Here is a 13,654-nt window from a genome sequence, read left to right on the forward strand (position 1 = left end):
GGTGATGAATGTGGCGAGGGAGCTTGCTCCCGCTGGAGGCCGAAGGACTCCCTGATCTTGGTTCACACGCCTTCTCTGGCGAAATGAATCAAGATCGGGCCTGCTTCGCAGGCCAGCGGGAGCAAGCTCCCTCGCCACAAAAGGCAGCGCCAAGCCCGGTCACGCCAGGCTCTTGCTCACCACCTCGAACACATCGGCGGAAAGCGCGCCGGAGGCCAGGATGCGCTCCAGTTCGGCTTTCATCAGCGCCTGGCGGGCGCTGTCGTATTTGCGCCAGCGGGTCAGCGGGGCCAGTTGCCGGGAGGCGATCTGCGGGTTGAAGCCATTGAGCTGGATGACCAGGTCCGCCAGGAAGCGATAACCCGAACCGTCGGCGGCGTGGAAGTTGATCAGGTTCTGCCCGGCAAACGCTCCCACCAGCGCGCGCACCTTGTTCGGGTTCTTGATATTGAACGCCGGGTGCTCCATCAATGCCTTGACCCGCGCCAGGCCACCCGGCAACGGGCTGCCCGCCTGGACGCTGAACCATTGGTCCATGACCAGCGGGTTGCCCTTGAAGTTTTCCGCAAACACTTCCAGAGCCTTGGCCTTTTCGGCTTCGAATGGCGAGTTGACCAGCACCGCCAGCGCGGTCAGGCGCTCGGTCATGTTGTCGGCGGTGTCGAACTGCTCAAGCGTCGCACTCAGCACCTCAGGCTTGCCGGTGAGCATCAGGTACGACAGCGCGATGTTCTGCAACGCGCGGCGGGCGAAATGCTCGGCCTCGGCCACGTAAGGCGTTTTCTTCGACAGGTCGCGGTTGGCTGCATAACGCAGCCAAAGGGCTTCGAACAGGTTCTCGGCCAACTGCTGACGGGCGAAGTCACGGGCGACATGGATCGCCTCGACATCGGCCACTTCGCTGATTTCCGTCAGGTAGGCTTCGCTTGGCAACGAGAGCATTTCGGCGACCATGGCCTGGTCCAGGGACTCGTCCGACAGCACGCTGCGCAGCGCACTGACCAGGCGCGGGTCCAGCGTCAGGCTGGCGCCCTGCTGATGCTGGGCGATCAGTTCCTGCAGCACCTGCACCGACAGTTGCTGGCCGGCATCCCAGCGGTTGAAGCCGTCGCTGTCGTGTTGCATCAGGAACATCAACTGGTCGCGGTTGTACGGGAAGCTCAGCTTCACCGGCGCCGAGAAACCCCGCAGCAACGAAGGCAGGGGCTGTTCGGCGATGTCGACAAAGGTGAAGGTCTGCTCGGCTTCGGTCACCGAGATCACCCGGGACGTGCCGTCTGCCGCGGCTTCACCGACCAGGCGCAGAGGGATTTCAGCACCCTTGCTGTCCAGCAGGCCCAGTTCCACGGGAATCACGAACGGCAGCTTTTCCAGCTTGTCCGGGGTCGGCGGGCAACTCTGGCTGAAGGTCAGGCTGTAGGTCTTGGCGGCGGCATCATAAGACTCGCTCACCGCCAGCCGTGGTGTACCGGCCTGGCTGTACCAGCGCTTGAACTGGACCAGGTCGACGCCGTTGGCATCTTCCATGGCCTTGATGAAGTCGTCGCAGGTCACGGCCTGGCCGTCGTGGCGTTCGAAGTACAGGTCACTGCCCTTGCGGAAACCCTCAGGCCCCAGCAGGGTATGGATCATGCCAACCACTTCCGAGCCCTTTTCGTACACGGTCAGGGTGTAGAAGTTGGAGATCTCGATAAAGCTGTCCGGACGCACCGGGTGCGCCATCGGGCCGGCGTCTTCGGCGAACTGGTGGGTACGCAGGTACGCCACGTCCTGGATGCGCTTGACCGTGGCAGAGTTCATGTCGGCCGAGAACCCGGCGTCGCGGAACACCGTGAAACCTTCCTTGAGCGACAGTTGGAACCAGTCGCGACAGGTCACGCGGTTGCCCGACCAATTATGGAAATACTCGTGGGCAACGATCGCCTCGACCCGCTGGTGCGCGGCATCGGTGGCGGTCTCGGCGCGGGCCAGCACGGCGCTGGAGTTGAAGATATTGAGGCCCTTGTTCTCCATGGCACCCATGTTGAAGTCGTTGACCGCAACAATCATGAAGATGTCCAGGTCGTACTCGCGCCCGTATACCTCTTCGTCCCAGCGCATCGACTTCTTCAGGCTGGTCATGGCGTGCTGGCATTTGTCGATGTTTTCCGGCTCGACATAGATGCGCAGCGCCACGGTGCGCTCGCTCAGGGTGGTGAAGGTGTCTTCGACGCACCACAGGTCGCCGGCCACCAGGGCAAACAGGTAGGCAGGCTTCTTGAATGGGTCTTCCCAGGTTGCCCAGTGCCGGCCGTCTTCGCCGGGGCCGCTGGCAATCGGGTTGCCGTTGGACAGCAGCACCGGATAGCTGTGCTGCTCGGCCACCACGGTGGTGGTGAACTTGCTCATCACATCCGGGCGGTCGAGGTAATAGGTGATCTTGCGGAAACCCTCGGCCTCGCACTGGGTGCAGAACATGCTGCCGGATTTGTACAAACCTTCCAGGGCGGTGTTGGTTTCCGGGTGGATCCGGACGGTGGTGTCGATCGTGAAGGCCTGGGCCTTGGGGTGAACGGTCAGGTGGCTGTCGTCCAACTGATAGTCGCCCTGCCCCAGGTCGGCGTCGTCGAGCTTGAGCGAGAGCAGTTCCAGGTGCTGGCCATCGAGCACCAGCGGCGGCAGCCCGGCACCGCGCTCGGGGTTGCGGCGCATCACCAGTTGCGCATGGACCAGGCTGTGGTCCTCGAACAACTCGAAGGTCAGGTGTGTTTCGTCGATCAGGTACTCGGGCGCCTGATAGTCCTTGAGGTAAATCATCTTCGGTTGTTCGGTGCGCATGGGTCGAATCCTTCTACTGATGCACGGCGAGCTGGTAGGCCGTGTATTTACGAATATTGATCACGCCGGTGTCAAAAATCAGGTACTGGCCCTTGATCCCCAGCAGCGTGCCTTCGGCGATCGGGTTCTTGTCCAGGTTGAAGCTGACGATCTTGGCCGGGTACTGCTCCACCGGATAACGGATCTCGATGGGTTCGACGTCCGCTATGGTCTGGATCGCTTGCAGGCCGAATCGTTCCTGCAAGCCCTGCAATCCCTCGGCACAGCTTTCGAACAGCGAGTCGCGGATCGCCGGCAGGTCCACCGCCACGGCGTCGCCCTTGAGCAAGGCGCGCCAGTTGGTCTTGTCCGCCACCTGGCTGCGGAACAGGTCTTCGACAAACCCCGACTGCTGGCGGGTGGCGACCCGCAGGATCGGCAGCGCCTGGCTGGCGCCCTGGTCCAGCCAACGGGTCGGCAACTGCGTGGCGCGGGTGATGCCGACTTTCACGCCCGAGGAATTGGCCAGGTAGACCACATGATCGGTCATGCAGAACTGCTCGCCCCAGGCCGGATCGCGGCAGGTGCCGGCGTCGAAATGGCAACGCTCGGGGCTCATGATGCACAGGTCGCACTGGGCCAGCTTGGTCATGCACGGGTAGCAATAACCCTGGCTGAAGCTGGTCTTGGTCCGGCGTCCGCAATGGGTGCAGTGGATCGCACCGAGGTATTCCAGGCGTATCGTGCTGCCGATCAACGGGTTGACCGGCACCTCGACGTCGCCCAGGCGAAAGGCGTATTGAACAGTCGGCCCGTCAAGGCGCGCCGACATCTTGCTGATTGCACCGCGGCCAATCTCGATCAATGGATGGCATCCGACTTGAACAGGATATTTGGCACTTCGGTCGATTTCGAATGGCATTCCTGCGCGCCCATGTAACCGGTGCGCTCGTCTTCGGGCAGGTTCTGGATTTCCCAGGCGATCATCGCCTGCAGCGACAGCTCGCGCTGCTCGGCGGTGAGTTTGTTGCCATCGGCCCATTTACCGATCTCCACCGCCAGTTTCAGGCTCTGGTAGATGTCGGGGGTGATGTTCTGGATCATTTCGTTGAAGGAAGACATGGGTTCTCCGCGCAATTGCGCATTCTCAAAAGGCACAGGTGCCGGTCAAAGGGCCATTTTACGGCGAGCGAACAGCCCACCCAACAACCCCGTGAAGCAGCCGACGAGCAGTCCGCCGACGTGAGCCGCATTGGCGATCTCACCGAAACCGATCAGCGAAACCAGCCCGGACAGGCACAGCAGCAACCACACCAGCATCATCACCAGCACCCCACGGGGCAAGTGATAGGCCGGGTTCGGTGCGAGCAGTTGGTAGATCCAGCAATGGCCCAGCAGGCCGTACAGCACCCCCGACAAGCCGCCGAACAACGTCGGGCCGCTGAAAAAGTACTGGGCGAAATTGGAGACGAGGCTGAACAGCAGCGTCAGCCCCAACAAGTTGATACCACCCTGGCGCGCTTCGATCCGTCGTCCCAGTTCCCAGTACCACATGCCGTTCATGGCGATATGCAGGAAGCCAAAGTGAATCAGCATCGGCGTTACCAGGCGCCACCACTGCCCCGCCGCCAGGCTATCGGCCAACGGTGTGAACTGGATGTAGTCGCCAACGATGCGAAATTCGAGGAAGGTCAACCAGCGCAGGGTCTCGAGATTATCCCCCAGCAGGGTGACCGCGCTGACGATCAGGCTCAGCAACAGCACCAGGGCCGTCACTGGACTGCGGGTCAGTTGCTGGACGAACCCCGCTCGCCGGGAAGTGCCGCCCGTGTCCGGCAGTTCCAGCTGTTGCTCGGGATCGCCAGCGGGAAAACGTGCGTACAACGAACGCACATCCTCACTGACTTCATCCGGTACCCAGAGCACCTGCTCGCCCGCCTCTTCGCTGACACGATGGGGTACCTGCATGCGTTGCAGCAGCTTGACGAAGCCGCTCAGGTCGACTGCCAGGGGCAGGCGCAAAACCGCGACAGCACTCATTGCACCACCTCCGGCCGCTCGACATCGACCCAGACAAACTTGTGCGGATCCAGGCGGGTTTCCTGGTCCAGGCGATAGGCGACCAGCTTGCCGTAGAGCACCGCACTATAATCCAGGCAAGCCAGGTTCGGGCGGATAGGCGCGGGCTTGCCACTGCGCCAATAGTGGCCGACGAACAGCAACGGTTCATGGACGCCATAGCGCAGCAGGTTGTTTTTTTCATCCGGCGACAGCGGCGTACGGGCCACCGGTTCCGGCAAGGCGTCGGGCTGGAACACGATGTCGCCGTAGGTCTGCGGGTTGTCTTCCCAGAACTTGGTGCGGAAAAACGACCGAGTCAGGCCATCGCCACCGGTCAGCGTCAGGCCATGGGGCAGGCGCATGTCCGTGCCACGCAGCAAGCGATCGAACACCGTGCAGGCAAAACTGCCCGGTTGCGCCGAGGCCTGGAGAAAATGTTCGTCGACACAACCATCCGGGAACAGGCCACGCAGCGGTTCGATCAGGCCCGCATCCCAACAGGCATGCACCACCCGGAAACGGCCGGCGTCGACAAACAGCGGCAGCTCATAGAACCACTTGAGAAAGTCATGCCAGTCGCCGGGATGCTGCTCGAACTGGGTCAGGGTTTCGTTGAGCAGGCGGGCGTGGCGTGGCGTGTGTTCGCGCACGTAGCGCTGACCGCTGCCCGGCAATGCCGGTGTGCTCCAGCCCAGGGCGTTGAACTCGTGGTTGCCCATGATGCACAGCGCCTGGCCGGCCACGACCATGTCGTGGACAATGTGCAGCGCCTCGCGAATCCGCGGGCCACGGTCGATGATGTCCCCCAGAAACACAGCCATGCGCGACGGATGCCGCCAGACCCCGCCCTGCTTGTGGTAACCGAGTCGGTCCAGCAGGTGTTCCAGGGTCAGGGCGCATCCGTGCACGTCACCGATCAAATCGTAACTGCGCGCAGGATCGAGCATCAGTCGCCTCCACCCCCCAACCGACTGCCCCAGCCGAGCTTGGTCCGGCAGACTTCGTAGTAATTGTGATCCAGCGGATGGATCAGGCGCAGCTTCTGCGCTTTTTTGCTGACGGTAATGGTGTCACCCGGCGCGCAGGTGAAATGGTTCTGACCGTCACAGGACACTTGCGGGTAGATCTGCATATCCTTGGACACGACGATTTTCAGCTCACTGTTGCCATCGACCACAATCGGTCGCCCAGACAAGGTATGGGGGTACATGGGCACAATCACAATAGCGTCGAGCTTGGGGTGCATGATCGGGCCGCCGGCCGACAGCGCGTAGGCCGTGGAACCGGTCGGGGTCGCGACGATCAGGCCGTCGGCCTTCTGGCTGCAGACGAACTGGCCGTCGATGTACAGCTCGAACTCGATCATGCGCGTGGATTTGCCGGGGTGCAGGACCACGTCATTGAGGGCATCGCCCTGGCCGATGGCTTCCGCGTGACGACGGACCTCGGCTTGCAGCAGGAAGCGGTTTTCCACCAGGTAGTGGCCGTCCAGCACCTCGGCGACCTTGGTTTCCAGCTCGTCAGGGCGGATATCGGTGAGGAACCCCAGGCTGCCCCGGTTGATCCCCAGCACCGGGATATTGTGCCGCGCCAAGGCCCGGGCGGCCCCCAGCAGACTGCCGTCGCCGCCGACCACGATGACCATGTCGCAGACCTCGCCCAACATCTTGCGCGACGACGTCTGCAGGCCATGGCCCGGTAGCACTTCGGCGATGGTATCTTCGAGGATCACATGCAGGTGCCGCTCCAGGAGGAAACGTTTGAGACGGCGAACGGTGTCCAACACCTGCGAACTGCCCAGGCGACCGATGATGCCGATATTGCGAAATTGCTCCATGGGGCTCCTGCGAAGGTCTGCGTCGGGCGAAAACCACGATTATGGGCGAAAGCGCTCCATAGACAAAATCCTTTAAGCCTTCGCAGCAGCAGCTATGCTCGCAAAATGATCCTGTTCCCTGAATTGCTGGACTTGCCCCGCCGCCTTCGCCATCCCGAAGTGCGCGACCTCGCGTGGGCGATCATCGCCCCGCCGATGCTCATCGACACGCCCTGGCCCCAGCGCCATCCCCTGGCCGGCAGTGACTGGGTACAGGATCCGGGTCAGTTGGAGCACTGGCTGCGGCAACTGGACCGCGACAGCTATCCACTGCTGCACTGCCTGTCCCAAGGGCGGACACGCCGCCTGGGCCTGTATTACGAAAGGCTGTGGCAGTTTGCCGTGCAGCAGGCCCCGGGCATCGAGTTGATCGCCGCGAACCTGCCGATCCGACGCGAAGGCCATACCCTAGGTGAATTGGACCTGCTGCTGCGTGACCGCGACGGCATCCATCACCTGGAGCTGGCCATCAAGCTGTACCTCGGCCCCCAGCACGGTAACGGCCTGGACACCGCGCAATGGCTGGGCCCGGGTTGCCATGACCGGCTCGACCGCAAGCTGGCGCATCTGCGCGAACACCAATTGCCGATCTCCGCCCGCCCGGAAAGCCGCGAGGCCCTGGCGGCACTGGGTATCGAGCCCTCAGGCATCGAACTGTTTCGCTCCGAACTCTGGCTGGGCGGGTATTTGCTGTACCCCTGGCCGGGCGAGGCCGAACCGCCGGCCGGCGCCCACCCCAGGCATTTGCGCGGTCGCTGGCTGCACCAGCGGGACTGGCCGGCATTTATCGCTCAACGTCCGCCGGGGCGCTGGCAACCCCTGCCCCGCGCCGCCTGGCTGGCCCCGGCGCATTATCCGGCCGAGCAGACCTGGAGCACTGCGCAACTGGAGGCCTGGCGACTGGACCTCGACCCGATGGCGCCGGCACAACTGATGGTGCGCCTGACTGAAAATACCGAGGGGGAGTGGGAAGAAGCTGAGCGGCTATTCCTGGTGGCCGATCTCTGGCCGAATGTGCCGGGTAATGGTTGAGTCTTGTACTGCCCGTCAGGGCCCCATCGCGAGCAGGCTCGCTCCCACAGGGGATTGCATTTCAAGTGTGGGAGCGAGCTTGCTCGCGATGAAGCCAACTCGGTCTAGAGTGACAACCGCACCGCCAGCGCCGCCAAGGTCACCAGCAACACCGGCAGCGTCAGCACAATCCCGACCTTGAAGTAATACCCCCAGCCGATCTGGATGTTCTTGCGCGCCAGCACATGCAGCCACAGCAAAGTCGCCAGGCTGCCGATCGGTGTGATTTTCGGGCCCAGGTCGCTGCCGATGACGTTGGCGTAGATCATCGCCTCCTTCACCACCCCGGTGGCCTGGCTGGCGTCGATGGACAGGGCGCCGATCAGCACCGTTGGCAAATTGTTCATGACCGACGAGAGCAACGCCGTCAGCAGCCCGGTCCCCATGGCCGCACCCCACACGCCATATTCGGCGAAACCGTCGAGCCATTGGGCCAGGTAGCCGGTCAGCCCGGCATTGCGCAAGCCATAGACCACCAGGTACATGCCGAGGGAGAAGATCACGATCTGCCAAGGCGCCTCCTTCATCGCCTTGCGGGTGGAAATTTTGTGGCCACGGGCCGCGACAGCCAGCAGCAATGCAGCGCAGACCGCCGAGATCGCGCTGATGGGAATCCCCAGCGGTTCGAGGGCAAAGCAGCCTAGCAGCAGGATCGCCAACACCACCCAGCCGGCATAAAACGTTGCCTTGTCGTGGATCGCCGTCGCCGGATCGTCCAGTTGATCGGGGTCGTAGTCGCGCGGGATGTCGCGACGAAAAAACCACAGCAAGATCGCCAGGCTGGCGGCCACGCTGACCAGGTTCACCGGCACCATGACCGCCGCATAGCGGTTGAACCCGATGCCGAAGAAGTCCGCCGAGACGATGTTCACCAGGTTCGACACCACCAGCGGCAGGCTCGCGCTATCGGCAATGAAACCGGCCCCCATCACGAATGCCAGGGTCGCCGCCGGGGAAAAACGCAACGCCAGCAGCATCGAAATCACGATGGGCGTCAGGATCAACGCCGCCCCGTCATTGGCAAACAGGGCCGACACCAACGCCCCCAGCAGCACCATGAACGCAAACAGCTTGCGCCCGCTGCCCTTTCCCCAACGGGCCACGTGCAAGGCCGCCCAGGCGAAGAAGCCAGCCTCGTCCAGCAGCAGGCTGATAATGATCAGCGCGACAAACGTACCGGTGGCGTTCCAGATGATCTGCCAGACCAGCGCAATGTCGCCGACCTGCACCACCCCGCTCAACAACGCCAGCAGCGCGCCGAGCGTCGCGCTCCAGCCGACGCCAAGCCCCTTGGGTTGCCAGATCACCAGCGTAATGGTCAGCAGGAAAATCAATGACGCGATCAGCATGCACAACAGCCTTGGAAGGTGGATTGAAAAGAGGGAGTCAGCCGTGACGAAGAACGGCCTGGTGGTGCGAAGGGGCGAATATATCCCACTGTGGGAGCAAGGCTTGCCCGCGATGAACGATATCGCGGTTCAACTGTTAAACCGCGGTGCGACCATCGCGGGCAGCCTTGCTCCCACAGAAAATCACTTCACCACAAAGGTGATTGGCTTGAAGCTGCGCAAAGGTATCAAGCCTTCTTGTGTTGCTCGACCCACTTGCCGTAGGCATCGATGAACTTCTGCAGGAAAGGCCGTACCGACTCCGACAGGTTGCCCGCCTCGTCAAACGCCGTCCCGGCACCGCTCAGGTAGGCTTCCGGCTGTTGCATGCAGGGCACGTCAAGGAATACCAGCGACTGGCGCAAATGATGGTTTGCACCAAAACCACCGATGGCGCCCGGCGAAGCACTGATCACCGCGCCCGGCTTGCCGCTCAGGCAACTCTGGCCGTAAGGGCGCGAGCCGACGTCGATGGCGTTTTTCAACGGCGCCGGCACCGAGCGGTTGTATTCAGGCGTGACGAACAACAAAGCATCAGCCGCACCCACCTGCTGGCGGAATGTGGTGTAGGCTGCCGGCGGTGTTACATCAATGTCTTCGTTATAAAGTGGCAACTCGCCGATCTCGACGATGTTCAGCTTGAGGTTGGCTGGCGCCAGGTCAGCCAGTGCCAGCGCGACCTTGCGGTTGATCGATGCCTTGCGCAGGCTGCCCACCAAAACGGCCACTGTGTAGACATTACTCATGAGAGGCTTCTCGACTATCGGCTCAAAGGAGCCTGTAGTTATAGATGATCGGGGTGACAATTGGACCAGTGGAGCGACGAAAACCTGTCGGCTGGACTATTTTTTTCATGTAGGAAAACTTACCGCGCTTGACCAAGGTCTACAGAACCGCAAATCGAGTGATTTATTTCCAGAGGTTCTAAGCAATGGCAGCAGTACTTGTCGGACAATTTCATGCGCGGGACGCCGAAGGTCGCGTCTATTCGGTGCATGAGTTCCAGGAATCGACCCCGTCGCCCGACGGAAACGGCAAGGAGCCTGTCACCACTTACAAGCTGGCGATCGGTGATCGAGTCAAGAAACTCAACGAGGACGAGTTTGAATTGGTGCAGACCGGCATCAAGTTGACGCGCGAACCCGAAACGCAAATAGCGCTATAACCTGTTGGTTATTAGCAGAAGTCATGCCCGGACTTGGGTTAGGATTCAGCCACTCAATGGCTCACCCGCCGAACATGGACTTCTTGCATGCGTTTACGCCACATCGAAGTGATCCAGGCGCTGCTGCAGACCGGTCACCTCGGCACGGCGGCCGAATGGCTGCAACTGCCGGTGACGGAGGTCGAGGCGATCCTGCGCGATGCCGAGGCCCAGCTGGGCTTCATGCTGTTTGCCAGCGTGCGCGGGCGCCTGCAGGCCACCCGGGAAACCCTTGAACTGCGCGACGGCATCACGCGGGTGTACGACACCCTCGAACCGGTGCAGCGCCTGGCCAGCAGCCTGAAACACTATCAGGCGCCACCCTTGCGCATTATCTGCACCCCGCCACTGGCCCAGCAGTTGTTGCCCCAGAGCATCGCCGCCTTGCGTCGCCGCCATCCGGATGCGCCTTGCACCCTGCTCAGCCAACCGACCCGCGAGATCGTCCACAGCCTGCTATTGCGGGAAAGTGACCTGGGCCTGAGCCTGCACGACCCGGAACACCCCGACATCCATTGCCAGATGATCGCCCAGGGCAAATTGCAATTGCTGGCACCTCACGGCTGGCTGCAACCACGACAGAAATACATTTCGCTCCAGGACCTGGCGGGCCAGCCGTTGGTGGGCCTGGATGGCCATGACCCGCTGAGCCCTGCGTTCGAGCATAAACTGGCGGCGCTGCGTCCGGCGCCAATGATCCAGATCCGCGTCCAGACCCATCAGATGATGCGCGCCATGGTCGAGGCCGGCGAAGGCCTTGCCATCGTCGACCCGTTCACCGCCTCGGGGGCCAAGGGCGGCGGCCTGGATGTCTGCCCGGTATCGCCCGCCATTGCGATTGGCCTCTATGCCCTGAGCCTGAACGGTACGCCGCCCTCACCCACCCTCCAATCGCTACTGGAACGGGTTACGGAACAAGCCGAGGCGTTGTTGAGCCACTGATCGACATGCCCAGCGGATCGTCGAACAGTCGGTACCAGAACAGCGCCACTTCGTCGGTATGCCGGTCAATGCCGCGATAGCGCAGGTGATCGATACCGCCGAGCACGTAACCGCAACGCTCATAGAGTCGGCAGGCACCCAGATTGTTGTTCTGGGTCTCGAGCATGATGCCCGGCAGTTTTTTCTTGCGACTCCAGAACTGGGCGACATCGAGCAATGCCTTGGCTACTCCGTGGCGACGGGCTGGGGCGTGTACCGCCAACTCGTCGATGTGGGCATAGCCGTTCCAGTTGGTACTGACCACCAGATGCCCCACGGGCTGATCATCGAGATAAGCCATGAATATCTCGCTGTCCGGGGCATCGCGGAAGCTGCTGAACTCCTCGGGATCGATGCCGTAGCACTTGCGATAGGGAACAATAGGTGTCACCGGCCACTGGCTGACGGGGCGGCCGATCTGTGCCGTCCCGTAGTCGCTGACTTCGAAACTGAAGTCACTGCCCCAGATATAGGCGGCAAAGCCGTCATCGACGACGCGCACCGACAACCCGGGGTGCTTGGGATTCATGACCGGTTGCATACTGGGGAAGGTCCTCATTCCTTGAGGCAACCAACGGCGTGGTGCCATCCATTGCCCTTGCCTTTCAAATCTTCACACATCAAGCGGGATCCGTAGCCTGCCCGTTACCTCAGGGTAGAAGGTCGTGGCGATTGTGGCGAGAAATGAAACGATAGCGAGTGACAGTCTTTGTGGGAGCGGGCTTGCTCGCGAATACGGCGGCACCTTCAGCACAGATGCAAACTGATCCACCGCTTTCGCGAGCAAGCCCGCTCCCACAAGGGGTCAGTTGGCCGCAGCCTGCGACTCAGCCAACTGCGTCCACAATGCCGGAGCACCCGCGGACTTGGCGATGGCTTCCAGACGCGCGGCATGTTCGGCCAGGTCGCTTTCGCTGGCGCGGATGATCCGCGAGGGCTGGCGGTCAGCGGGCAAACGGCGAATCTCCGAGGCCTGGTTACCAGAGCCTTCGCCAGTACCGTTGCCGTCCGAGGCGTTGCCGGCCAGGGACAGACTGGTCTGGCCGCCGGTCATGGTCAGGTAGACGTCGGCCAGGATCTCGGAGTCGAGCAAGGCGCCGTGAAGCTCACGGCCGGAGTTGTCGACGCCATAGCGTTTGCACAAGGCGTCGAGGCTGTTGCGCTGCCCAGGGTGGCGTTCCCGGGCCATCATCAGGGTATCGAGGATGGTGCAATGCTGGGTAATGTCGGCCCGGTCGTGCTGGCCCATCAGGGCGAATTCGTTGTTGATGAACCCGACGTCGAACGCCGCGTTGTGGATGATCAACTGCGCGCCCTGGATGAATTCGAAGAACTCATCGGCCACTTCGGCGAAACGCGGCTTGCCCACCAGGAATTCGTTGGTGATGCCGTGGACGCCGATGGCGCCCTCGTCGCTTTCGCGGTCCGGTTGCAGGTACACATGGAAATGGCGACCGGTCAGGCGCCGGCCGATCAGCTCGACACAACCGATTTCAATAATCCGGTGACCATCGGTCACCGGCATGCCGGTGGTTTCGGTATCCAGTACTACAGATCTGTTGGCCATCAGTGTTCAGCTCTCAGCGGGCAGTCTTGCAAAAGCGCGGATCTTAGCACGCTCACGCCAATGCATCCGCAATGTCCTGTGAGCAGGCTTTTATGGCTTGGAGCTCTTGTGGCGAGGGAGCTTGCTCCCGCTCGGTTGCGCAGCGACCGCCCCTGGGGCCTGCTCCGCAGTCCAGCGGGAGCAAGCTCCCTCGCCACAGGTGTGAATTCATGCCTTCCGACAGGGGACACCCAGCCAGATCAAGCCTGCTTATAGCCCCGCACCTCATCCACCCCACGATTGGCCAACTGGTCAGCCCGTTCGTTGCCGTGGTGGCCGATGTGGCCGCGCACCCATTTCCAGGTGACGTTGTGGCGGTTGACCTGTTCATCCAGCAGCTTCCAGAGGTCGGCGTTTTTTACCGGCTCCTTCGCCGCCGTCTTCCAGCCACGTTTCTTCCAGTTGGCCATCCACTCGTTGATGCCTTTCATGACGTACTGCGAGTCGGTCACCAACAACACATCGCAGGACCGCTTGAGCTCCTCCAGGCCTCGGATGGCGCCCATCAGCTCCATGCGATTGTTGGTGGTATTGGCTTCGCCGCCCCAGAGTTCCTTCTCCACGCCCTTGCACACCAGCAACGCGCCCCAGCCGCCCGGACCGGGATTGCCCTTGCAGGCGCCATCAGTGAAGAGTTCTACGCTATCGCTCATGCCAATCTATCCAGGAAA

The 13,654-nt window shown here is 62.0% G+C and carries 14 protein-coding genes; 3 read left to right on the plus strand and 11 right to left on the minus strand.

The features are described 5' to 3' along the window. Positions 1–159: 159 nt before the first annotated feature. Genes pepN through HU749_RS17615 form a run of 6 tightly spaced genes read right to left on the minus strand, consistent with a single transcriptional unit; the run spans position 160 to position 6,694 of the window. The gene (gene pepN / locus HU749_RS17590; protein WP_079305653.1) at positions 160–2,817 is read right to left on the minus strand and encodes an aminopeptidase N; all 2,658 of its coding nucleotides are present in this window, start codon (positions 2,815–2,817) and stop codon (positions 160–162) included. Between the two features lie 13 nt (positions 2,818–2,830). Then, positions 2,831–3,661, minus strand: coding sequence for a DUF2797 domain-containing protein (locus tag HU749_RS17595; RefSeq protein ID WP_046062769.1), 831 nt, complete (start codon positions 3,659–3,661; stop codon positions 2,831–2,833). Continuing rightward, positions 3,658–3,918, minus strand: coding sequence for a YeaC family protein (locus HU749_RS17600; protein WP_046062770.1), 261 nt, complete (start codon positions 3,916–3,918; stop codon positions 3,658–3,660). The genes HU749_RS17595 and HU749_RS17600 overlap by 4 nt, the downstream gene beginning before the upstream one ends. Positions 3,919–3,963: 45 nt before the next feature. Further along, positions 3,964–4,836, minus strand: coding sequence for a rhomboid family intramembrane serine protease (locus tag HU749_RS17605; protein ID WP_046062771.1), 873 nt, complete (start codon positions 4,834–4,836; stop codon positions 3,964–3,966). Next, complete coding sequence (locus HU749_RS17610) at positions 4,833–5,807, minus strand: metallophosphoesterase (RefSeq protein WP_172436021.1); 975 nt, start codon at positions 5,805–5,807, stop codon at positions 4,833–4,835. The genes HU749_RS17605 and HU749_RS17610 overlap by 4 nt, the downstream gene beginning before the upstream one ends. Continuing rightward, positions 5,804–6,694, minus strand: coding sequence for an NAD(+) kinase (locus HU749_RS17615; RefSeq protein ID WP_003202709.1), 891 nt, complete (start codon positions 6,692–6,694; stop codon positions 5,804–5,806). Before HU749_RS17615 ends, HU749_RS17610 begins: the two co-directional genes overlap by 4 nt. Before the next feature lie 105 nt (positions 6,695–6,799). On the opposite strand from HU749_RS17615, the gene HU749_RS17620 reads away from it, so the two are divergent. Further along, on the plus strand, positions 6,800–7,765 hold the full coding sequence (locus HU749_RS17620; protein WP_186650818.1) for a DUF1853 family protein: 966 nt from the start codon (positions 6,800–6,802) through the stop codon (positions 7,763–7,765). Positions 7,766–7,869: 104 nt separating this feature from the next. Here the strand turns inward: HU749_RS17620 and HU749_RS17625 are convergent, their stop codons facing one another. Both HU749_RS17625 and HU749_RS17630 read right to left on the minus strand, forming a co-directional pair. Then, positions 7,870–9,153 (minus strand): arsenic transporter, encoded by a 1,284-nt coding sequence (locus tag HU749_RS17625; RefSeq protein WP_079305647.1) that lies wholly within the window; start codon positions 9,151–9,153, stop codon positions 7,870–7,872. 227 nt (positions 9,154–9,380) lie between these two features. After that, complete coding sequence (locus HU749_RS17630; RefSeq protein WP_041476018.1) at positions 9,381–9,938, minus strand: NADPH-dependent FMN reductase; 558 nt, start codon at positions 9,936–9,938, stop codon at positions 9,381–9,383. Between the two features lie 185 nt (positions 9,939–10,123). Between HU749_RS17630 and HU749_RS17635 the strand changes: the two genes are divergently transcribed. Together HU749_RS17635 and HU749_RS17640 are read left to right on the plus strand one after the other, a co-directional pair. Further along, on the plus strand, positions 10,124–10,357 hold the full coding sequence (locus HU749_RS17635) for a hypothetical protein (protein WP_014339045.1): 234 nt from the start codon (positions 10,124–10,126) through the stop codon (positions 10,355–10,357). Positions 10,358–10,444: 87 nt separating this feature from the next. Further along, a complete protein-coding gene (locus HU749_RS17640; protein WP_095961958.1) occupies positions 10,445–11,338 on the plus strand; it encodes a LysR family transcriptional regulator in 894 nt (297 codons plus the stop codon). Here HU749_RS17640 and HU749_RS17645 read toward each other — a convergent pair. The 3 genes from HU749_RS17645 to rnhA form a co-directional block, all read right to left on the minus strand. Then, positions 11,304–11,918: a GNAT family N-acetyltransferase gene (locus HU749_RS17645; RefSeq protein ID WP_053184822.1), complete on the minus strand. Its 615-nt coding sequence runs from the start codon at positions 11,916–11,918 to the stop codon at positions 11,304–11,306. The genes HU749_RS17640 and HU749_RS17645 overlap by 35 nt on opposite strands. Positions 11,919–12,182: 264 nt before the next feature. Further along, a complete protein-coding gene (dnaQ, locus tag HU749_RS17650) occupies positions 12,183–12,944 on the minus strand; it encodes a DNA polymerase III subunit epsilon (protein WP_079305643.1) in 762 nt (253 codons plus the stop codon). A 239-nt stretch (positions 12,945–13,183) separates the two neighbouring features. Continuing rightward, a complete protein-coding gene (gene rnhA, locus HU749_RS17655) occupies positions 13,184–13,636 on the minus strand; it encodes a ribonuclease HI (protein WP_003180633.1) in 453 nt (150 codons plus the stop codon). Positions 13,637–13,654: the final 18 nt, after the last annotated feature.

The sequence above is a fragment of the Pseudomonas ogarae genome, from assembly GCF_014268695.2.
Classification (GTDB): domain Bacteria; phylum Pseudomonadota; class Gammaproteobacteria; order Pseudomonadales; family Pseudomonadaceae; genus Aquipseudomonas; species Aquipseudomonas kilonensis.